This is a genomic window from Hyphomicrobium sp. (assembly GCF_009026145.1).
GTDB lineage: Bacteria > Pseudomonadota > Alphaproteobacteria > Rhizobiales > Hyphomicrobiaceae > Hyphomicrobium_A.
On record NZ_WBUE01000003.1, the window covers coordinates 110270 to 131987 of the forward strand.

The window sequence follows — 21718 nt, forward strand, 5'->3', positions numbered from 1 at the left end:
ACATCGCTGTCGACTGTGTCGCAGCAGCTCGTCTGGCCAGGTTTGATCTAAGTTAAGGCCGCGCCACTCCCAACAACGGAAGCTCCTTGGACCACGGCTGTTCTGCGCCCCTTTGCAGAATGGATGCGAGGTCCAAAAAATGTCGGCAGCGGCAAACTCTGGCATACGACCCGGCCGGCTGGCGAACGGCAGGCATCCGCTGCTGCGCGCCTGCGCTCTCTTGTTGGGCGTCCTACTGGTCTCCGCGGCGCATGCCACGGAATTTGGTGCCTATCGAGCCGAGATCGCACCGGCCAACGTCTTCCCCGGGGCCGAGAGCTTCGGCCCGACGGAAGGCTCTCCGCCCGCAGCCGCTGCCTATAAGGGCGGCAAGCTGATCGGCTACGTCTTCGAGGCGAGCGTGATCGGCTACTCGGGCAAACCCATCAAGATTCTCGCCGGGCTCAACACCGCGGGTGTGATCGTCGGCGCCAAGGTCGTCGAGCATCACGAGCCGATCCTGCTCATCGGCATCCCGCAGGAGCGACTCTTCGAGTTCGTCGATCGCTACGTCGGGCGCAACATCGTCGCCGCGTCGCAAGCGCGGTCGGACCACGGCGTCGATGCCATCAGTGGCGCCACCGTGACCGCGGTCGTCATCAATGACGGGCTGCTGCGGTCGGCGCTCGGTCTCGCCAAGTCGCGCGGCATCGCCGGCTTCGCTGCCGCCGCAACCCAGGCGCAATCATCGGCAGGCACAGTCACAACCTTGGCCTCAGTGCCATTCGAGGCCGCCGATTGGCCCGCGCTGCTCGGTGATGGGCGGCTGCGCCGCTTGCACCTGTCGAACGCAGAGGTGGACACCGCGTTCAAGGCAATTGGAGTCGGGAGCCCTGAGCCTTACGCCAGGGCCGGCGAGCCCGACGAAGTGTTCATCGATCTCTACGTCGGCCTCTTCAGCGTCGAGAGCATTGGCCGCTCACTTCTCTCCAAGGAGGACTATCAGGCGGCCAAGGCCTGGACGGGGGACAAGCAGGCCGGCGTCGTCGTCGCTGCCAACGGCGATTACAGCTTTCGCGGCTCAGGTTTCGTGCGTGGCGGCATTTTCGATCGACTGCAGCTCGTGCAGGACGACGCCACGATCCTGTTCCGCGACAAGGATTATCGCCGCCTCGACAAATTCGCGGCGCCGGGGAGTCCCGAGTTCGAGGAGATTGGTCTCTTCCGCCTCCCGGAAAGCGCCAAGTTCGACCCCGCAAAGCCTTTCCGCCTAGAGCTATTGGCGCAGCGGCCGATCGGACCGATCAAGAAGGCATTTACGAGCTTCTCACTGAGCTACGAGTTGCCCGCGCGCTACGTGCAAACGGCGGCGCGGCCTTCGCTCGCTGAAGCCACCGCACAGGGAGAAAGCGGGGCAGCGAACGTGGCTCCCGCCGACGGGGCCGAAGATCCGGCCGTCGCAGAGCCATGGGTCCAGATCTGGCAGGCCCGCGCTCTCGACATCGCGATCCTGTCGCTCTCGCTCACCATCCTGATGTCCATCTTCTTCTTCCAGGACTGGCTGGTGAAGAAGCCAGTACTGTTCGGCCGGCTGCGCACCGCGTTTCTCATCTTCAGCGTGCTTTGGCTCGGGGTCTACGCCAAGGCACAGCTCTCGGTCATCAACGTACTGACCTTTACGCACTCGCTCGTCACCGGTTTCCGCTGGGAATTCTTTCTTCTCGACCCGCTGATCTTCCTGCTCTGGTGCGTGACGGCGGTATCGCTCCTATTCTGGGGACGCGGCGCCTATTGCGGTTGGCTGTGCCCGTTCGGCTCTCTGCAAGAGCTCCTCAATTCCGCGGCGCGATGGCTCGGCATTCGCCAAATCACCGTTCCCTACGCGTGGCACGAACGCCTGACGGCTATCAAATACATCCTCTTTCTCGGGCTCTTCGGCGTCTCTCTCGGCAACATGGCCTTCGCCGAGCAGCTAGCCGAGATCGAGCCCTTCAAGACCGTCGTGCTGTTGCGCTTCATGCGCGAATGGACGTTTGTGCTGTTCGCGCTCGCGCTGCTCGCGGGCGGACTCTTCATCGAGCGCTTCTATTGCCGCTACCTGTGCGTACTTGGCGCCGCGCTTGCCATCCCGGGCCGCGGGCGCATGTTCGATTGGCTCAAGCGGCGCAAGCAGTGCGGCTACGAATGCCAGCTCTGTGCCAAGAGATGCCGCGTCCAAGCGATCCATCCCCTCGGCCAGATCAATCCACACGAATGCATCCACTGCCTGCAGTGCCAGGTCATCTACTGGGACGACCATACCTGCCCGCCGCTGGTCATGAAGCGCGAGGGTAGAGGCAAGAAGGGTGGCAAGCCGGCACTGCCGGCGCCCCTCACCGAGGCGCCCGAGCAGCGGCGCCCGCCCACGCCGATCAAGTTCACAGTCAAATCAAAGGAGAGAGCAGATGTCGAAGCCTAACGAACAAGGATTGAGCAGGCGCGACCTACTCGGAAGCGGCCTTACGGTAGCGACCGTCGCCGGAAGCGGTGGCCTATTGGCGGGAGGTGCGGGTAGTCTCGCCCTCTCCGGCACACCGGCAAAAGCCAGCGAGCAGGAGGAGGCCGAACAGAAGACGCACGTGCCTCCCGGCAAGCTCGACGAGTATTACGGCTTCTGGTCGGGCGGCCACTCGGGAGAGTTGCGCATCCTCGGCCTGCCGTCGATGCGCGAGCTGATACGCATACCGGTGTTCAACCGCTGCAGTGCCACGGGTTGGGGCATCACCAACGAGAGCCTCGAAATTCTGTCGGAGGGACTGACGCCGGAGTCGCGCGAGTATCTCGCCTCGCTGGGCCAGAAGACCTTCCACAACGGCGATCTCCACCATCCGCGACCTTCCTATACGGATGGCGCTTATGACGGCCGGTACGTGTTCGTCAACGACAAGGCCAACAGCCGCATCGCCCGCATCCGCCTCGACGTGATGAAGTGCGACAAGATCCTTCAAATTCCCAACGCACACTCCATCCACGGCCTGCGCCTGCAGCGCTATCCGCGCACTGGCTATGTGTTCTGCAACGGCGAGAACCGCGTTCCCGTACCGAACGTCGGCAGGTATCTCGACGAGCCGAAGAAGTGGAACTCGGTCTTCTCGGCCATCGACGGCGATACGATGCAGGTCGCCTGGCAGGTCATCGTCAGCGGCAACCTCGACAACAATGACGGCGACTACCAGGGCAAGTATGTCGCCTCGACTTGCTACAACGCCGAGGAGGGCATCACTGTCGCTGAGATGATGTCGAGCGACAAGGACCACATCGTCGTCTTCAACATCAAGGCCATCGAGGACGCGGTCAAAGCCGGAAAGTACCAGGAAATCAACGGCGTCAAGGTGGTCGACGGGCGCAAGACGTCAGATCTCAACGTCACGCGCTACATTCCGGTCGCCAACAGCCCGCACGGCTGCAACGCCGCCCCCGACGGCAAGCACCTCGTCATCAACGGCAAGCTGTCGCCCACGGTGACCATCTTCGCCTGGGACAAGTTCGACGATCTCTTCGCCGGCAAGATCAAGGGCGAGGAGACCATCGTCGGCAACCTCGAAGTCGGGCTCGGGCCGTTGCACACGACCTTCGACGGCAGGGGCAATTGCTATACCTCGCTGTTCCTCGACTCGCAGGTCGTCAAGTGGAACCTCGAGGACGCCGTGCGCGCCTACAAGGGAGAGAAGGTCAATCCCATCAGGCAGAAGATCGACGTCCACTACCAGATCGGCCACGTCAACGCCTCGCAGGCGGAGACGAAGGAGGCAGACGGCAAGTGGGCTGTTGCGCTCTGCAAGTTTTCCAAGGACCGCTTCCTCAACGTCGGCCCCCTGAAGCCGGAGAATGATCAGCTCATCGATATCTCCGGCGACAAGATGGTGCTGGTTCACGACGGACCGACCTTCGCCGAGCCGCATGACGCCACCATCCTCCACGCCTCCAAGCTCAAGCCGGTCGAGATCTGGAAGCGCGACGACCCGTTATTCGAGTTTGCGCGGTCGTGGGCGAAGAAGGACGGGATCACGCTGGAGGCCGACAACAAGGTCATTCGCGATGGCGACAAGGTGCGCGTCTACATGACCTCGTCGGCACCCTCCTACGGCGTCCCCCAGTTCAAGGTGAGGAAGGGCGATGAGGTGACTGTATTCGTCACCAATGTCGACGATGTGGTCGACCTCACGCACGGCTTCACGATCGTCGACTACGGCATCGCCATGGAGGTGGCCCCGCAAGCGACCGCCTCGGTGACGTTCAAGGCCAATCGCGTGGGTGTCCACTACTACTACTGCCAGTGGTTCTGCCACGCGCTCCACATGGAGATGCTGGGCCAGATGCTGGTCGAGGAGGCTGGGGCGTAGGTCATGATTGCCTTCCGGCCAGCGCTGACGGCGGCAGTCGCAGGGTTTGCCCTCGTATTGGGCACCCCTGCGCAGGCCGCCGATGTGCACGTGGCGCCGGGCGCCACGTCGCTCATCGAGGCGGTGGCCAAGGCGGCCCCCGGCGATCGGCTACTGCTTGCAGCCGGTACGCATGCGGGACCACTCGTCATCGACAAGCGCCTGACGCTCGAGGGAGCGGCAGGCGCTGTCGTCGACGCCGGCGGAACCGGAACCGTCGTCAAGATCCTCGCGCCCGATGTCGCGGTGCGCGGACTGACACTGCGCAACTCCGGCAAGCGGGGCGAGGACTTCGACAGCGGTATCTATATCGAGCAAGGCGCCGATCGCCCTCTGATCGAGAGAAACATCCTCGAGAACAACCTGTTCGGCATCGTGCTGCACGGATGCAAGGACGCGCTCGTGCGCGGAAACCGGATCGCCAACCGGAACGATCTGTGGCTCAACGACCGCGGCAACGGCATCCACATCTGGAACACGACGGGCTCACGGATCGAGGCGAATGAAGTCGTTGGCGGGCGCGACGGCGTCTACATCGAGATCAGCCACGGCAACGTCATCCATGGCAATCGCCTCGAGAGACTGCGCTTCGCCGTCCATTACATGTACGCCAACCGCAACGAGGTGACCGGCAACGTTTCGATCCGCAATCACGTTGGCTTCGCCCTCATGTACTCGGATCGTCTCAAGGTGTTCCGCAATGTTTCGGTCGGCGATCTGCAGCACGGCCTGATGCTGCACACCACGCACCATGCCGAGGCAGCGGAGAACTACGTCTACGGGACCGGCGAAAAGTGCCTCTTCGTCTACACGTCGACGAGCAACGACATCCACGACAACCGGCTCGAGCAGTGCGGCATCGGCGTGCACTTCACCGGCGGCTCGGAGAACAACAAGTTCTACGGCAACAGCTTTCTCGCCAATGAGACGCAGGTCAAATACACCGGGCTCAAGCACTACGAGTGGTCGAAGGACGGGCGCGGCAACTACTGGAGCGACAACCCGGCCTTCGATCTCGACGGAGACGGCATCGCCGATACCGCCTACCGGCCGAACTCCCTCGTCGACTGGATGCTGTGGCGATATCCCCTATCGAAGCTGCTCGTCTCGAGCCCGGCGATCGCAACCCTGCGCTATGTCCAGCAGCAGTTTCCGACGCTCTATCCGGGCGGAGCGATCGACAGCTTCCCGCTTATGCAGCCGAAGGAGCCGCGGGCGGCACTGCCCCAAGGTGTCGATCTGACCCCCGCGCCGCGCGATCCCGCGCAGATGGCCGCCGATGCTCGGCCGAGCATGTGAGGACCGACGATGTCAATCATCACAGCCGACAATGTCCGCAAGGCCTACGATGGTCAGCCCGTGCTCGACGCCGTCAGCTTTGCCGTGCCGCAAGGAAAGTGCGTCGCCCTCATCGGCCACAACGGTGCCGGCAAGACGACGCTGATGAAGCTGATCCTCGGCCTCACCAAGCCGACGAGCGGGCGCATCGAGGTTCTCGGCGTCGATCCGGCGACCGCCGGGAAATCGTTCCGCGAAAACTTGGGTTTCCTCCCCGAAAACGTAGCCTTTCACGACGAGCTGACCGGCACTGATACGCTTGCCTTCTACGCCCGTTTGAAGAGGCGCTCTCCTGCCGAGGTACCCGCGCTGCTGGAGCGCGTTGGCCTCGCCTTCGCGGCAGCACGCCGGGTCAAGACCTACTCGAAGGGCATGCGCCAAAGGCTCGGCTTGGCCCAGGCACTGCTTGGAACGCCGCGCCTGCTGCTGCTCGACGAGCCGACGACTGGGCTCGACCCGATCCTGCGGCACGAGTTCTTTCACATTATCCGGCAGCTGGCTGCGAATGGAACGACGGTGATCCTGTCCTCCCACGTTCTCACCGAGCTCGAGGCGCGCACCGATCTCGCCGCCGTCATGCGCCAAGGACGGCTGGTCGCCTTCGGCGATCTCGAGCATCTGCGGCGGGAAGCCGGCCTTCCCGTGAAGATACGCGTCCAGGGCGATGCCGCCGCCATTGCGCAGCGCCTCAACGGCGCGCTCGCGAAAACGCTGCGTTCCGGGCAGGACGGGATCGATATCGACTGCGCCGCAGCCGACAAAATGGCACTGGTGCGCAAACTTGCTGGTCTCAACGGAGCATGCTCGGACATCGAGGTACGGCTGCCCAGCCTCGACGACCTCTATCTTCACTATAGCGGCCAGCCAATTACGTCGGAGCAGCAAGCGGGAGGAAGCCATGAATAGCGCTCTCGTCATCGCTCGCAAGGAATTCCGCGACGGTCTGCGCAATAAGTGGGTCGCCGCTATCACCCTACTCCTCGCGGCACTGGCCTTCGCCCTCACGTTCATTGGTTCGTCACCGACAGGGCTCCTCGAGGCAAAGCCGCTTGCCGTTACCGTGGTGAGCATCTCCAGCCTGACGATCTTCCTAATCCCGCTGATCGCTTTGCTGCTCGGCTACGATGCCATTGTCGGTGAGCACGAGCGCGGCTGCCTCCTGCTCATGCTCACCTACCCGGTCTCGCGCCTCGAGATCGTCGTCGGCAAGTTCCTGGGCCAGGCGACAATCCTCGCCCTCGCGACTCTATTGGGCTACGGCACGGCCGGCGCCGCAGCTGCCGCAATGAATGGAGCCGACGCCGAGAGCATGCTGGCGTTCGTTGGCCTCACCATCAGCACCATTCTGCTCGGTCTTTCGTTCCTCGCCCTCGCTTACCTCATCAGCGTCTTGGTCCGAGAACGCGGTACCGCGGCCGGCATGGCCGTCGGTGTCTGGCTCTTCTTCGTCATCGTCTACGATCTGGCGCTTATGGGCGGCCTCGTCGCCAGCCAGGGCCGGATTGGCGCGAGCGTCTTTCCCAACCTGCTGCTGCTCAATCCCGCCGACACGTACCGGCTGTTCAACCTGACGGCCTTCGAAGGCATCCGTCAGTTCTCCGGCATGGCTGGATTGTCGGCGTCCGTGCACTTCGCGCCATTGGTGCTTCTCGCCGTTCTGCTGGCCTGGGTCGCCATTCCCTTGAGTCTAGCGGCACGCCTGTTCGAGCGGAGGGAAGCATGAAACGTATTGCAGCAGTTGCGCTCTCACTCGCGTTGGCAGTCGCCGGCTGCGACAACGGCACCGGCGGTGTGGCAGCAGCCCCAACTGAGCCGGACTCGCACTCGGCCGGCTACTATTGCGGCATGTCCCTTGCCGAGCACGCGGGTCCCAAGGGGCAACTGCTTCTCAAGGGGGCGGTAGCTCGGTTCTGGTTCACGTCGGTGCGCGATGCGCTGACCTACGTTGGACAGGACCTCGTCAGCGAGGGTGAGATCGACGGCTTCTGGGTCAACGACATGGGGATGGGCACCTGGGAGCGACCGGCGGCGGGCAGCTGGATCGCCGCCGACGGGGCCTTGTATGTCATCGGTAGCAACAAGACGGCGACGATGGGCGGTCTCGAGATCGTGCCATTCAAGGAGCGCGCAAAGGCCGAAGCCTTCATCCATGAGTTCGGAGGCCGCATCATCGACTATGCCGCGGTGCGCGAGGAAGTCGTCGCAGCCCAGACCGGCGCGGAAAACGACGGAGCTCTGCGATGAGCCTCAACCGGTCAGTCGATCGTCGTCGTTTCATCACTGTACTTGCCGCCGGCTGCGTCGCGCCTCTAGTGTCACGCGGCTCGCTTGCGTCAACGCCGACGACATTTGAATGGGAGGGGATCGCGCTCGGCGCACAGGCGCGGCTCAGCCTTCAGCACCATGATGCCTGCGCGGCCAACGAGGCCATCGCGGCGTGTCTCGGCGAAGTTGCGCGCCTTGAAGCCATCTTCAGCTTGCATCGACCGGACAGTGCACTTGTCCGGCTGAACACCGCGGGTCACCTCGCCGATACTCCTGCCGACATGCGCGAGCTGCTGTCTGCGGCGTTGGGCATCGCCGCGCTCAGCGATGGTGCGTTCGACCCGACGGTTCAGCCGCTGTGGAGCCTCTATGCCCGCCACTTCGCTGAAGCCACTGCCTCCGCCGACGGCCCGTCCGTGAATGCCGTGGCCGCAGCAAAGCGGCTGGTCGACTGGCGCGCCGTCGAGATCAATGGCGCCGAAGTCCGCCTGCGTAGGCAGCGCATGGCCATCACGCTCAACGGCATTGCTCAGGGCTACGTCACCGATCGCGTCGCTGCACTGTTGCGCCAGCGCGGTTTCCGGCACGTCCTAGTCAACATGGGCGAGCACCTGGCGCTCGGCCCCAAGTGGACCGGCGATGCTTGGCGCGTCGGGATCGCCGATCCCTCCGCACCGGGCACCATGTTGGCCGAGCTTCCCTTGACGAGTGGCGCCATGGCGACCTCGGGAGGGTATGGCTTCTCGTTTGACCGGGGGCGCCGCTTCCCGCACATTCTCGACCCGGGCACGGGACAGACGCCCCGGCAGTGGTCCAGCGTGACGGTCGTCGCCGATACGGCCACGCGCGCCGACGGGCTCTCGACGGCTTTGTACGTTGCCCCAGCCGAATGCGCGCCGAGGCTGCTCGGCACCAACGCCCGCGCCTACGTCGTCCCGTTCGGCAGCGGCGCCCCTCACTGGCTCTGAGAGTATCCGGGCAATGCGTGACAGTTTGCGGCGCGCGCACATTCTTTACGTTGCTTGTCAACAATATTAGTACTGGTATGGGGAGCGTGCCTGGTTCAGCCGTCGGAAGGCGTTACATGCGTTCAACGATAGAAGATCTGCGAGATGGCGCCGTCGGCTCTCACAACGCTCACCTAGATTCTGAGCCCGGCAATAGGTCGATCTTCCTGCGCGGTGGCATTCAGTTGAACCTCGTGCGACGCCAGGGGCAGTCGGTGCTCCTCCCCACGGGAGGCAGCTGCTTCTGCGTCACCGTCTCGGGACGAGCCGCAGTTTACGCGGACGATGGTCGTGGCGGCTCACGGCACTTGTGCTTGCACGCGCTGCACATCCTGCGCCAACCGATCGGGCGCAGCGCGCGACGGATCGTGTTCGATCCTGTCACCACGTTGGCGGTCGTTGTTTCCTTTCCCGACTCCTGGTGCGCGGGATGTCCCCGTGGTCTCGGATGCCAGGTGGGGCGCTTTCTCATGCACGGCCGCAGCAACGATGGTACGAGCCTCGACGAGCAGATCGACATTGACGAGCGAAGCTTGCCGTACGCGAGGGGATTGCTCGACCTAGGCTTTCACGACGATGCCGATATCCTGACCGCAGAGCAGTCCATCCTAGCCCTGCTTGCCTGGGCCTACAGCAAGCACAACATGGCTCCCTCAGCTGGGTCCGAGGGGCAGACCCTGCCGCAGAGGACCGTGACCAAGCTGCGCCTTGCAGCGGAAATCCTCAGCCAGCGTCTCGACGATCCGCCGACCATAGCGGAGCTCAGCGCGCTCGTTGGCATGAATGAATGCGATCTCAAGCGCTGCTTCAAGTGCCGCTACGGCGACAGCATCGCAAGCTTCTCGCGCGGCAAACGCCTCGCGACAGCGCAGGACCTACTGCTGCACAGCGGGCTGAGCGTTGCCGAGATCGCACTCGAGGTCGGGTTCACCAATCCAAGTCAATTCGCCCGGGCCTTTCGGCGCCGGTTCGACTTGAACCCCGCCCAGTACCGGCATTCTGCCGGCCGCCGCGGACAATAGGTCAGCCGCAAAATCCTCCCGAATGGAGTGCGCGCGCTGCCACCTGGGGGCGCCTGCCGGTGCTCTCCCACTCTAATCAGCTCCGGGGGGACGTTGGTGCCCGAGCCTGTGATGGCGTCGGCCAACCTTGTCGCGGTTCCCGCCGTGTAGTTGGCGTTTGCGTATCGGGAGTACCGGGATGCGTAGAGTACGAGTTGGTACGTTAGCTGGGGCCGCAGCTCGCAAGCATGATCGAAACGGCGGCAGCGTCCCCTCACCCACCCGCGCATCGGATCGCAAAGCCTCGTTAGCCGCCACCCTGGCCGCTTTCGCGGCAAGCGCCCTGGCATCGGCCGCGCATGCGCAATCAGCCGCGCCAGGTGGCGGTATCGCGCTCGAGCCGCTAGTCGTCGACACGGATGCCAGCAAGCCGGCTCCGACCACCAAAGGATCTCGCAAGAGCAAGAAACCCGCCGGTGCAGCTGCCGCTCCCGCGCCGGCGCCTGCCGAGCCCGCGTCGGCCGCAGCCGAGCAGCAGTCACGCGAGAGGCTGCAGGCCACAGCGGGCGGCACGGCGATCGTCACCGAGAAGGAGCTCGAAGGAAAAGCGAGCCGCTCGATTGTCGACGCCCTGGACTCGGTTCCGGGCGTGATCGTGCAGTCGTTTTTCGGCGGCAACGACCAGCCGAAAATTCACATCCGTGGATCGGGCCTGCAGACCAATCCGGTTGAGCGCGGCCTTCTGTTCCTCAAGGACGGCCTGCCCGTCAATCGCGCCGACGGATCGTACATCGTCGCCCTGCCGGACCCGAGGCTGACCGACTTCATCGAGGTGTTCCGCGGCTATACCGCGAACCGGCTTGGCGCCACGGTCCTCGGCGGCGCCATCAACTTCGTCTCGCCGAATGGCGTTGATGCGCCGGGCACGGTGGTCACCGCCGAGGGCGGCAGCTTCGGTTACTTCAACGGCGCCGTCAGCTCCAGCGCGCGCCAGGGCGATCTCGATGCCACGGCGCAGGCAAGCCGCACGACCCGAGACGGATTTCGCGAGCACAACGATTCAGATCGAACGGCTCTCAGCCTCAATGGCGGCGTCCGCATCAACGATAACGTCAGGACGCGGCTATTCGTCGACTACACACAGTTGAGCTTCGACATCCCCGGACCTCTGACCAAGCAGGAATTGGAGGCCGACCCGACGCAGATACATGCGGGCCCGACGTTCGTTCCTCCGTCAACGCTGCTCAATCCGGGCCCCAATGTCGTGCGTGACCGGCCGTATCGCGAGGCCGAGCAGTTCCGCGTCGGATCACGCACGGCAGCCAGCTTCGGCGCCCACGGCTTCGATGTCGGCGCGTCGTACATCAACACCGACGACACGTTCACCTTCCCCATCGCCAACGGCGTGCGCGTCACGGATGGCTATGATGTTGCGACCCTGGCGCGCTACGTCTATCGGCCGGCACCATCGGCGCCCCTGCCGCTGTTCGAGATGAATGCGCTGTATCAGACGGGAACTGCCGACCGCACGTACTTCCACAATAAGAACGGGCAGAAGGGGGCACTGTTCGGCTCGAACGAGCTGGAGGCCCAGACCCTATCCCTCTATGCCGGTGCCAATATCCCCATCGCGCGCAACATGACGTTGGCCGCTTCCCTTGCCTACTCCTGGGCCGACAGGGACAATGAGGACACCTACGGTTTGGCGTCTCGTCCGACGCTGCGCAACGGCGGCCCTCCGCCCAACCCAGCCACCTATCCGGCGGCTGTTCCGGCTGTGGATACCAGCTTCAGCCGCACCTACGAAGGCTGGACGCCCAGCCTCAGCCTTCAGGTGCGCCCCGACAACCACAGCATGCTGTTTGCCGCCGTGAGCCGCAGCTTCGAGCCGCCAACCTTCGAGGACTTGCTGGCGACGACGGGAGGCACGCCAAACTCCGGCCCCCTTGGCTTCACGACCAACGACCTTGATGCGCAAACGGCGACCACTGCAGAGATCGGCTGGCGCGGCAGCTTCAACTCTTTCCGCTGGGATGCGGTTGCCTACTATTCCTGGATCGAGGACGAGCTGCTCTCACTCCGCGATCAGTCGGGCGCCTCGCTCGGCACTGTCAATGCCGATAAGACGACGCACGCCGGCATCGAACTCGGCGTCGCGCACCATTGGACGGAAACGATCTGGACTCGGGTGGCCTACACGTACCAAGACTTCCGCTTCGATGACGACCCCGTATTCGGGGATAACCGTCTGGCGGGCGCAGCGCGCCACAACATCGACTTCCAGCTTCAATATGATGATCCGAGCGGCTTCACATTGGCAGGCGTCCTGCATTGGCGCCCCGGGGAAACGCCGGTCGACAACGCCAACTCCCTCTTTCAGGACAGCTATGCCGTCGTCGACCTGCGCGGCGCATACGCTGTGACAGCGGGCACCGACGTCTATCTCAACGTGCTCAATGTCTTTGATGTGAAGTACGCCGCCTCCACGCTGATCTCCGACAAGGCTGTGGCAGATCAGGCGGCCTTCCTACCGGGCGACGGGCGCGCGTTCATCGTCGGCACGACGAACCGATTCTGACATGAGTGGAAACGGACGATGGGCGTGATGATCGCGAAAAATGACCAGGCCGAGCGGCTCCCCGGCCATGATCTTCGAGCCGACAAGATGCCCGGCCATTGGCTGCTCGCCCGGCTCGGCAAAAGGGTGCTGCGACCTGGCGGCATCGCGATGACGCGCGGACTCTTGGCGGATATTTCGGTCGGCCGCGACGATGATGTGGTGGAGTTTGCCCCTGGCCTCGGCGTGACCGCACGCCTCATTCTGCAGAGAACGCCGCATTCCTACACCGGCGTGGAACGTGATTCCGCCGCTGCAGCGTGGACAGCGCAACAGCTCCCTGTCCAACCCAACGTCTCCGTCAGCATTGGGCCGGCCGAGGCGACCGGCCTTGCAGATGGGGTCGCCACCGTCGTCGTTGGCGAGGCGATGCTGTCGATGAACCCGTCTGAACACAAGCAACAGATCATGCAGGAGGCGTACCGCGTGCTACATCAGGGTGGACGCTATGGCATTCACGAGCTGGCAATCGTTCCTGACGACGTCTCCGCCCACGTAAAGGGAGACATCGAAGCTGCACTCTCCTCGGCCATTCACGTCGGTGCGCGGCCGCTTACGCCCGGAGAATGGCGCAGCCTTCTTGAGTCAGTCGGATTTCATGTGGAGTGCATACGGCTTGCGCCGATGAACCTGCTGCGGCCGGCACGTCTCGTCGCCGATGAGGGTCTCCTTGGAGCCCTGCGGTTCCTGAGAAACGTCGCCATGGACCGCGACGCCCGCCGCCGCGTGCTCAAGATGAGGCGGACTTTTCACAAGCACCGCGCGCATCTCAACGCGATCTCGATCGTCGCGCGCAAGTAGGCGCCCATGCGCGGCTCAGGCCGCGCGCTCTATTTGCCGGCAACCTCAGCGAGTTCGGCGTCCCCAGGCAGCGGGGAAAGCTCGGCGGCCTTGCCGGGCCGGCCATTCTGCGCATCGGCATCGGGCAGCGGGGCCTTGCGGCCCGTGATATTGGGCCACAGCTCGGAATATTTGCGATTGAGGTCGAGCCACTGCGCCGTCGCCGCTCGCTCGGTATCGGCGATGATCGCCTGTGCCGGACACTCGGGAACGCAGACGCCGCAATCAATACACTCGTCAGGATTGATCACGAGCATGTTCTCGCCCTCATAGAAGCAGTCCACGGGGCAGACTTCCACGCAGTCCGTATACTTGCACTTGATACAGTTCTCGGTGACGACATACGTCATGACCGCCTCGATTTGATCTATTCTCTGCTTTCTGCTGCGACCATCGCTCCCACCACAACGTTTGACGATCGTGCTCTCTCAAGCTAAAAGAAATATCACATATACCTCTTTTAACGCATAGGCGTCGCCAGCGAAACATCGACGCAGATCGGCCCTTGCTGGGCGACGCCGATACTGAGAATCCCCATGGCGAGCCCGTCAGCCAGAACCTTCCCCACGGCATCTTCCGCGCAACAGATCCGCGCCTACCGCGGGCCGGCGTTCTTAAGCTTTGGCTTTCGCCCTTTCTTTCTCGGCGGCAGCATCTGGGCCGCCCTCGCCCTCGCGCTTTGGCTCCCGATGCTGGAAGGCTTGTTGACGCTGCCGACCGCGTTCAATCCTGTTGATTGGCATGCCCACGAGCTGCTTTACGGCTTCCTGCCGGCGATCGTCTCCGGCTTCCTGCTGACCGCCGTGCCGAATTGGACGGGACGGCTGCCGATCCTGGGGACGCCGCTGCTGGCGTTGTTTCTCCTCTGGATTGCCGGGCGCGTCGCGATCGCGAGCTCTGCTCTGATCGGACCATGGCTGGCGGCCACCATCGATCTCGCCTTCCTCGCAACCTTGATCGCCGTCATCGCGCGCGAGATCGTTGCGGGGCGCAATTACAGGAACCTGCGCGTTCTCGTGCTGGTCAGCCTGCTGCTCGCCGGCAATGCGGTGTTTCACGGCGAGGCCCTTCTGGGGGGCACAGATGGCTACGGCAAGCGCATCGGCATCGCCGCCGTCGTGCTGCTGATCTCGCTCATCGGCGGGCGCATCATTCCGAGCTTTACCAGGAATTGGCTGGTCCAGCATTTCCCCGGACGCTTGCCGGTCCCCTTCGAACGCTTCGACGCGCTGGTGGTCATTGCCACGGCGGTCGCGCTGCTCGGATGGATCGTGGCGCCCGACAATGGCGTCACGGCCGTTCTGCTGCTCATCGCCGGTACCGCTCACACGGCGCGACTGGCACGCTGGGCCGGCGACCGCACGATAGGCGAAGCCTTGGTTCTGGTTCTGCACGTCGGCTATGCATTCGTTCCGTTGGGCTTCTTCCTCGTTGCACTTTCCATCCTTGCGCCGGACGTCATCGTTGCGAGCGGCGCGCTGCACGGCTGGACCGTCGGGGCTGTCGGCCTCATGACGCTCGCCGTGATGACGCGCGCGAGCCTCGGGCACTCGGGGCGTGAGCTGACGGCGAGCTGGCCCATCACAGGGCTCTACGTGGCGGCGCTGACGGCTGCCGCCGCGCGCATCGTGGCGGCGTTCGATGTCGCGCGCATGCCGATGCTGCACGTTTCCGCCGCCGCATGGGTGATAGCCTTCGGCGGCTTCGCGCTCATCTACTGGCCAATGCTCACCAGGCCACGACAATGAGGTGTGGCCCAAGCCGGCAGCCGATCTAAATTGAAGGTGCGCCATGCGCCTCACGCTGTTCTCGGACTACTCCCTGCGCATGCTGATGTATACGCACGCGGCTGGCGACCGCCTCGTCACCATCGAGGAGATGGCCGACGCCTACGGAATTTCGCGGGCACACCTCATGAAGGTTGCGGCGACGCTGACGCGTGCCGGCTATCTCGTCGCCGTGCGGGGGCGATCGGGCGGCCTGCGGCTCGCCAAACCGGCGGAAGAGATCGTGCTCGGGGACGTGGTCAGGGCGACCGAGCCGGATTTCGCCCTCGTCGAGTGCCTTGCCACCGGGAACCAGTGCGTCATCACCAAGTGCTGCAAGCTGCAGGGCGTGCTTCGCGACGCGCTGCAGCAGTTCCTCAGTGTGCTCGACAGCCACACGCTGGCCAGCATCGCGCTGAGGCCGCGGGACTTCCGCTCCATCCTCGAGCCCGCCTGAAGACCACCTCTAAGCCGGCTTTTGAGGCATGAATCTTCCGACTTTGATTTAGGTCAGTGCAGGCCCGCCGCAAGACGCGATGCTGAAGTGGCGGAGGTGTACGATGCCCGATATGCAAAAGTTTATCGATGACCTTAAGACAGCCCGCGACGAGGCAAAGCTAAAGATCCATCTCGGGTCAAAGGACGTGCAGGATCAATGGGCCGAGCTCGAAAAGCGCTGGCACTCTTTCAAGGCGAAGGCTGAGTTGGAGAAGACTGCGGGCGAGCTGAGCAGCACTATGAGAGAGCTCGGGTCCGAACTGAAGCACGCATACGTCCGGTTGCGGCAAGCTCTGCAATGAGGTGGGGCCTTTTGATCTTCCGTCGCAATGAACCCGTTCGCGTCAGAGGAGTTGAAAAATGAAAGTTCGCGACTTGATGCACAAGGGCGTCGAGATCATGGCGCCCGACACGCCGGTTACCAAGCTCGCCAAGAAGATGCGCGAGGCGGATATCGGGGCTATTCCGGTCGGCAGCAATGGCCAACTCGTTGGGATGGTGACGGACCGCGACATCACCGTGCGCGCTGTTGCCAGCGGAAAAGACCTTTCGCAGCTGACGGCCCAAGACGTGATGACGAAGGGCGTTGTTTGCTGCCACGACACGGACAAGGTACGCGATGTCCTCGATATAATGGAAGGCAAGCAGATTCGCCGCGTTCCGGTCACTGACGAGAACGACCACGTGGTCGGTATGGTCAGCCTCGGCGACATATCAAAAGCCGTGCCCGGCAAGGCGCGGGAAGTCTTGCAGGCCGTAGCGGCGCATCACGCCTGAAAAGAAAGCGGCGGGGCGGCGATACACACCGTCTCGCCGCGGCTCGAGGCAGGCGGCAGCTCCAGGCTGCCGCCTGAGGATGTGGTTAAGACGGCCCTAGCTGGAAGGAAGAAGATGCCATTGAAGTTCATCCGCATCGAACTGGCGCGCGATCACGATTTTCCTGATGGAAGCACCGAGCGCGGATATGAGCTTGTTGCGCCGCTGGATATCAATGGGCGCCTAGATGCCGCGGAGTGGCATAAGCTGCGCGACCGCTGCAAGGTGCGGCGCTTTTGGGCCGGCACGGAGGAGGTCGGCCGTCTCGTTCATAGGCGGGGTGGAACTTGGGCCATCGACTACAATCCAGCGACAGTAGAGGATGACGAGCCAGGGTTTCGCCTCGACAAGCACCAGTTCAGTCTTGGCGAGTACGTTTCGTTCAAGGAGCATGATGGCGTCATGCGCACGTTTCGCGTCGTGATCGTCGACGATATCTGAGCCTCGCGGGCGCTACGCCTATTTCTCAGCGAGCCGCTAACGCCTGCTGATGCTGATCGACTCTGTGCCCGGCGGCCGGATACCCTCGAAGCTCATGACTTCGACTTTTGACGAGAGCACCCGACATTGTTGCCGTCCGGACCTAGATCGCAATGTCTGAGGCTGGTGGGCGCATGCTTGAGAATCTTTACGAGCGCAACGCGCGAACCCATCGGCTGCGAGAGCTGAGATCGAGCGGGCTCGAACCGACGAGGACTGCGCCGCGCGTCAATCGCGGTGCCACCGGACTCGCACGAAGTATTCTTCCTCGTTGTAGTGCACGTCGAGCTTGCCTTTGTAAGCATGCTCGAGCGCGTGGCCGATACGCCGCGGCAGATGAATATCCGTCGTCATTACCACCATCGCGTCGTCACGATCGACAATATCGATGATGCGCGACATGGGATGCTCGACGTTCTGATCCTCTTGTATATTGCGTACGAGTTGGAGGATTTCGTCGCGGTGTGCCTTCAAGAAGATTCCACCCAAGACGATCTCGCCCGCCGGGAACCTGTCATTGGCGCGGTGGCAGGCTGGGCAGACTTCCTTGGGCGCCCCCTCCGGCGTCTGCTCCACCCACTGCCAGCGGCCATCGCAAAAGACCGCGCCGCACTGCGGGCACACGCTCGGCGACGATAGCTTGTGCCGCGCCTTGTACGGATCGTGCCGGTGTGGCTCGATGAGATGCGATTTGATCGTGTCGTGGCGCTGCCGTTCGCGATGAATGTCGCGTTCTTTCATGATCCACCGCCTTTCGCGGAAACGGAAGCTCTAAAGCCGTCGGTAGGTTAGAGGCGCCTAGAGTCGGTTGATCTCGAATGGCTCACAGGAGTAGCCGAGCATTCCCAATCCCTCCTCGAGGTAATCGCTGAGCAGTGGCATGCCGAGCAAGTAGCGCGCCGTCCTCTCGTTGTGGGCCCGCGCCGCTTCCTCGCGCACACTCTCCCAATCGTCCGCCGTGTAGTCACCGCGGCCCAGCCAAGCCAGCGCCACGAGATCGATTTGCTCGTCCTCGCTCATCGCGGCGATGCAGGACGTCAGCTCTTGGATGACAGGATCGTCCTTGTGGTCCTCGAGCACGGCGACCATCCTATCGTCCGTGGGATTGGAGCCTGGATCAGGCTCCGTGACGAGATCCTTTACGTCGAACTCGCGCGCCTTGATGATGACGAAGCAGACCTTCTCGGGTGAGATCGCGAGCTCAGTGGGCTCAGCCGGATCCATTTTACGCTCCACGTTAGTCTCTCGGTAACGCTGTGCGTCGAACTGTTGCCAGCGTGCTCCAACAAATAGGCGCCGGCGCCTGTCCGTGTCCTTGCGGCAAGTCAATGGGGCCAGGTTATCCTCCCCATAACATCGGTCCGCGTCGCGAAATCACAAGCGAGCGGGCTACCACCCGTCGCGGAGGAGTTCGGAATGAGCGCGGAAAGCCAGCTTTTGGATCAGGCGCGGGCAGCCCTCAAAGGTGAGGTCAGGCTGGACCACAAGCTGAAGAGCGTTCACATCGTTCTCAATGCGGATGGCACGGTGACGATCGAGGCCGAGGCGCCGAGCGTGGCTGTGAAGAAGATCGCATTGGAGCGCCTCGCGGCCGTTCCGGGTATCGTCGGCATTGTCGATCGTCTGCACGTTGCACGTGCGGCCAGTATGGGCGATGGCGAGATCCGAGCACATTTACGCGGTGCCTACATCGACGAGCCGGCCTTCAAGAGGTTCGCGATCAGAGAGTTCAGGCACGGCTCGTTTCAGCAGGTGCAAGGCGCCCCGGACGAATCCTACGGCTGCCTGGACATCGAGGTTGCGGATGGCGTGGTCACATTGAACGGGCGCGTGCCCGGTCTCGAAAGTAAGCGACTGGCGGGCCTCATCGCTTGGTGGATTCCGGGAACGCGCGACGTGGTCAACGGGATTGTGGTGGACCCACCTGAAGACGACGGCCCTGATCACATCGCCGAGGCGGTCCGCCTCGCACTCGAGAAGGATCCCTTCGTTAATGCGGGACAGGTGCGCGCAACCGTCACGGGCTGCGTCGTGCAACTTACTGGTCTGGTGCCGACGGAGACGGAGCGCGAGCGCGCTGAAGACGATGCGTGGTGCATTTTCGGAGTCGACAATGTGGTCAACGAGATCAAAGTCGCATGAACCGGCAAGGTTGGCCGTTCCGCCCATTGTCATTGCTGCTTGACCGCCGATCGCCCTCAGCCCTTGATGCAGATGAGCGGGCGCAGGCGCGCCACACGGCGCGCCAGCCCCGCACGCTCGGCCGCTGCGACGACCGCCCCGACATCCTTGTAGGCCCCAGGGGCCTCCTCGGCGACGCCACGAGAGGATGGGCTACGGATGATGATGCCCCGCGAGGCAAGCTCATCGACAATGAGTCGGCCGCTCCAGCGTCTCAGTGCGGCATGGCGGGAAAGCGCCCGGCCGGCGCCGTGGCACGCTGAGGAGAAAGCCTTCTCCTCGCTCGTTGCCGTTCCGGCGAGAATGTGGGAACCGGTTCCCATGCTACCGCCGATAAGCACGGGTTGGCCCACCGAGCGCAGCGCCTCGGGGAGACTCGGATGCCCAGGCCCGAAGGCGCGCGTGGCGCCCTTGCGATGCACGAAGAGGTCTCGCACCTTCCCGTCAATGGCGTGCGGCTCCACCTTGCAGGTGTTGTGCGAGACGTCAAAGAGGAGTTCGAGCTCCCGGGTCGGGAAGAAGTGATGAAAGACGCGGCGCGCGTAGTGGCCAAGGATTTCCCGGTTGGCGAGCGCGCAGTTGATCGCCGCCCGCATCGCTCCGAGATAGCGCTGCCCGACCTCGGAATTGATGGGTGCGCATGCGAGTTCGCGATCAGGCAGCTCGATCCCGGCTTCCGCCGCGGTGACGACCATCTCCTTGAGGAATTCCGTACCGATCTGATGGCCAAGGCCGCGCGAGCCGCAATGGACGGTCACCACCACATTGTCCTGCGCCAGACCGAATGCCGTGGCCACGACAGCATCGTAGATCTCGTCAACCGCCTGCACCTCCAAGTAGTGGTTGCCCGAACCGAGCGTTCCCATTTCCCGGCGCTGGCGCTCCTTGGCGCGGCTTGAGACGTACTCCGGCCGGGCGCCCGCCATCGTGCCGCCCTCTTCGATCCGCGCAAGGTCGCGCGCCTCGCCCCAACCCTGTTCGACAGCCCAATGTGCGCCGCCCGCCAGCATTTCCTCCATTTCCATGGCGTCGAGCGAAATCGACCCTTTACTCCCGAGGCCAGCGGGAATCTGCTCGTAGAGCGATTCAGCGAGTGACCTCTGCACAGGCAGAATGTCGGCAACCGAAAGACCGGTGAGCATCGTTCGCACGCCGCAAGAGATGTCGAATCCGACGCCCCCCGCGGAGACGACGCCACCCTCCTCGGGATCGAATGCCGCAACACCGCCAATTGGGAAGCCATATCCCCAATGCGCATCCGGCATGGCGTAGGACGCGCGCACGATGCCCGGCAGCGTGGCCACGTTCGCCGCCTGCTCGTAGACCTTGTCGTCAATGTCCCGAATGAGGCCCTCGTCCGCATAGATGATGGCCGGGACTCGCATGCCGCCATGCGGCTCTATGCGCCACGTCGTCGGATCTACTTCGGTGAGGCGTGCGGGATCCATCGCCAAGTCCTTTCAAACATCGACGACACAGGCGGCTGACCATGTGCCATCCGGTTCCTTGGCGACGCGCAATGATGTGTACGTGGCGCCCTTCGGCTCGCAGACGGGCTCGTGGCCGGCAATGTCGACAGGTTCGCCCCGCAGAGTGCCGTCCAGCCGCGATCCGTCGATGCGCACCGCAAAGCGCCCAAAGAGCATGCTACGAGTGGCCATCTCGTAGATGATCGCGTTGAGCCATTCGACAAACAAGAGTTCAATGTCGGGCGCATCGCATCTCACCTCAACGGAGATATTCGACTTCACCTCCGCATCCGTCGCGATGGCAGTCAACGCTAGCGCCGCCTGTTCGAACGCCTCCTCGGGGGTCGCTCCCCAGCCACGCACGCCGACGTCGGCACCATGCGGGAAGTGCTCCCATCCCGATGTCGTTGCGGCGGTTGCGGAGCCGATCATGCACGTAGTTCCTATCGCCCTGCGCTCCTGCGAGCCATGCCCGCGGCTCAGCTAGAGCCGTTCGACCCAGCGATCACCGGCCTTGACGTAAGAGCGCTTGACGGCCGCCCAGGCAATGCGATGAGCCGCCTCCTCTTGGCGTGGGTCGCCTGCACGCGCCGCGAACGCGTGATTGAAGGTCGCTCGGAAAATGTCCTGGGCATGCTCGGGGAGATGCCGGCGAACCGAGACAGGAAGATCGGCGTTCGTTGCATAAGGCACGGGCCGCACCTCCGCAATTTCGTACCGATTAGCGGTCTGAACGTTAATAGGAGGGTAATTGCCTGCAAGCCGCCGGCATTGCGGAAGATCAAACATGCCTCGCGATTGGCAACAATGCGTGGGCTAAACGGATTTTCGACATGACCGTCGTTGCCCAGTTCTCCTTCTATCCACGCATGTCCTCGACCTAGACATTGAGGCGCTTGCGGCGCTCCCTGCGTTTGCGAGACACCCGAAAGAGCTCATCACCCTCTAGCGTGCGATGGTGATGCCCCAAAGGAGCTCATCGCTACGACGCGGATCGGTGGAAGCCAACCGAACTGCTGTCCGGAAAGCTCTCAGCGCCA

At 63.4% G+C, this 21718-nt stretch carries 22 protein-coding genes; 16 read left to right on the forward strand and 6 right to left on the reverse strand.

The genetic code is table 11. From position 1 onward, the window contains the following. Nucleotides 1–139 precede the first annotated feature (139 nt). From F9K20_RS03915 to F9K20_RS03960, 10 genes are all read left to right on the forward strand, one after another. Nucleotides 140–2437, forward strand: coding sequence for a NosR/NirI family protein (locus tag F9K20_RS03915; RefSeq protein WP_290997552.1), 2298 nt, complete (start codon nt 140–142; stop codon nt 2435–2437). Continuing rightward, nucleotides 2424–4361, forward strand: coding sequence for a TAT-dependent nitrous-oxide reductase (gene nosZ / locus F9K20_RS03920; protein WP_290997553.1), 1938 nt, complete (start codon nt 2424–2426; stop codon nt 4359–4361). The genes F9K20_RS03915 and nosZ overlap by 14 nt, the downstream gene beginning before the upstream one ends. Nucleotides 4362–4364: 3 nt before the next feature. Then, complete coding sequence (locus tag F9K20_RS03925; RefSeq protein ID WP_290997555.1) at nt 4365–5699, forward strand: nitrous oxide reductase family maturation protein NosD; 1335 nt, start codon at nt 4365–4367, stop codon at nt 5697–5699. A 9-nt stretch (nt 5700–5708) separates the two neighbouring features. Further along, nucleotides 5709–6644: an ABC transporter ATP-binding protein gene (locus F9K20_RS03930; protein ID WP_290997557.1), complete on the forward strand. Its 936-nt coding sequence runs from the start codon at nt 5709–5711 to the stop codon at nt 6642–6644. Continuing rightward, nucleotides 6637–7461 carry an ABC transporter permease subunit gene (locus tag F9K20_RS03935; protein WP_290997559.1) on the forward strand — a complete coding sequence of 275 codons (825 nt, stop codon included), beginning with the start codon at nt 6637–6639 and terminating at the stop codon, nt 7459–7461. The genes F9K20_RS03930 and F9K20_RS03935 overlap by 8 nt, the downstream gene beginning before the upstream one ends. Beyond that, a complete protein-coding gene (locus F9K20_RS03940; RefSeq protein WP_290997561.1) occupies nt 7458–7982 on the forward strand; it encodes a nitrous oxide reductase accessory protein NosL in 525 nt (174 codons plus the stop codon). The genes F9K20_RS03935 and F9K20_RS03940 overlap by 4 nt, the downstream gene beginning before the upstream one ends. Continuing rightward, nucleotides 7979–8971, forward strand: a complete 993-nt coding sequence (locus F9K20_RS03945) for an FAD:protein FMN transferase (RefSeq protein ID WP_290997563.1) — start codon at nt 7979–7981, stop codon at nt 8969–8971. The genes F9K20_RS03940 and F9K20_RS03945 overlap by 4 nt, the downstream gene beginning before the upstream one ends. A 509-nt stretch (nt 8972–9480) precedes the next feature. Next, nucleotides 9481–10032 (forward strand): AraC family transcriptional regulator, encoded by a 552-nt coding sequence (locus F9K20_RS03950; protein WP_290997565.1) that lies wholly within the window; start codon nt 9481–9483, stop codon nt 10030–10032. A gap of 178 nt (nt 10033–10210) precedes the next feature. Then, nucleotides 10211–12589 (forward strand): TonB-dependent receptor, encoded by a 2379-nt coding sequence (locus tag F9K20_RS03955; RefSeq protein ID WP_290997567.1) that lies wholly within the window; start codon nt 10211–10213, stop codon nt 12587–12589. Between the two features lie 27 nt (nt 12590–12616). Then, nucleotides 12617–13429 (forward strand): class I SAM-dependent methyltransferase, encoded by an 813-nt coding sequence (locus F9K20_RS03960; RefSeq protein ID WP_290997569.1) that lies wholly within the window; start codon nt 12617–12619, stop codon nt 13427–13429. A gap of 29 nt (nt 13430–13458) precedes the next feature. On the opposite strand, the gene fdxA is transcribed toward F9K20_RS03960, so the two are convergent. Next, nucleotides 13459–13818: a ferredoxin FdxA gene (gene fdxA / locus F9K20_RS03965; protein ID WP_290997571.1), complete on the reverse strand. Its 360-nt coding sequence runs from the start codon at nt 13816–13818 to the stop codon at nt 13459–13461. Nucleotides 13819–14004: 186 nt separating this feature from the next. Between fdxA and F9K20_RS03970 the strand changes: the two genes are divergently transcribed. From F9K20_RS03970 to F9K20_RS03990, 5 genes are all read left to right on the forward strand, one after another. Then, complete coding sequence (locus F9K20_RS03970; protein WP_290997572.1) at nt 14005–15216, forward strand: NnrS family protein; 1212 nt, start codon at nt 14005–14007, stop codon at nt 15214–15216. A gap of 43 nt (nt 15217–15259) precedes the next feature. Beyond that, nucleotides 15260–15691 carry an Rrf2 family transcriptional regulator gene (locus tag F9K20_RS03975; RefSeq protein WP_290997574.1) on the forward strand — a complete coding sequence of 144 codons (432 nt, stop codon included), beginning with the start codon at nt 15260–15262 and terminating at the stop codon, nt 15689–15691. Between the two features lie 103 nt (nt 15692–15794). Continuing rightward, nucleotides 15795–16034, forward strand: coding sequence for a hypothetical protein (locus F9K20_RS03980; RefSeq protein ID WP_290997577.1), 240 nt, complete (start codon nt 15795–15797; stop codon nt 16032–16034). Between the two features lie 58 nt (nt 16035–16092). Continuing rightward, complete coding sequence (locus F9K20_RS03985; protein ID WP_290997579.1) at nt 16093–16509, forward strand: CBS domain-containing protein; 417 nt, start codon at nt 16093–16095, stop codon at nt 16507–16509. A 114-nt stretch (nt 16510–16623) separates the two neighbouring features. After that, complete coding sequence (locus F9K20_RS03990) at nt 16624–16989, forward strand: hypothetical protein (protein ID WP_290997581.1); 366 nt, start codon at nt 16624–16626, stop codon at nt 16987–16989. Between the two features lie 267 nt (nt 16990–17256). On the opposite strand, the gene F9K20_RS03995 is transcribed toward F9K20_RS03990, so the two are convergent. Together F9K20_RS03995 and F9K20_RS04000 are read right to left on the reverse strand one after the other, a co-directional pair. Next, nucleotides 17257–17769, reverse strand: a complete 513-nt coding sequence (locus F9K20_RS03995; RefSeq protein WP_290997583.1) for a BCAM0308 family protein — start codon at nt 17767–17769, stop codon at nt 17257–17259. A gap of 57 nt (nt 17770–17826) precedes the next feature. Continuing rightward, complete coding sequence (locus tag F9K20_RS04000) at nt 17827–18252, reverse strand: DUF3775 domain-containing protein (protein WP_290997585.1); 426 nt, start codon at nt 18250–18252, stop codon at nt 17827–17829. Between the two features lie 192 nt (nt 18253–18444). Here F9K20_RS04000 and F9K20_RS04005 point away from each other — a divergent pair, with 192 nt between their 5' ends. Then, nucleotides 18445–19170: a BON domain-containing protein gene (locus F9K20_RS04005; RefSeq protein WP_290997587.1), complete on the forward strand. Its 726-nt coding sequence runs from the start codon at nt 18445–18447 to the stop codon at nt 19168–19170. A gap of 56 nt (nt 19171–19226) precedes the next feature. On the opposite strand, the gene F9K20_RS04010 is transcribed toward F9K20_RS04005, so the two are convergent. The 3 genes from F9K20_RS04010 to F9K20_RS04020 are packed head-to-tail and all read right to left on the reverse strand — an operon-like array spanning nt 19227 to nt 21371. Continuing rightward, the gene (locus tag F9K20_RS04010; RefSeq protein WP_290997589.1) at nt 19227–20657 is read right to left on the reverse strand and encodes an RtcB family protein; all 1431 of its coding nucleotides are present in this window, start codon (nt 20655–20657) and stop codon (nt 19227–19229) included. Nucleotides 20658–20669: 12 nt separating this feature from the next. Further along, complete coding sequence (locus tag F9K20_RS04015; RefSeq protein ID WP_290997591.1) at nt 20670–21110, reverse strand: archease; 441 nt, start codon at nt 21108–21110, stop codon at nt 20670–20672. A gap of 51 nt (nt 21111–21161) precedes the next feature. Beyond that, a complete protein-coding gene (locus F9K20_RS04020; RefSeq protein WP_290997593.1) occupies nt 21162–21371 on the reverse strand; it encodes a ChaB family protein in 210 nt (69 codons plus the stop codon). Nucleotides 21372–21718 lie beyond the last annotated feature (347 nt).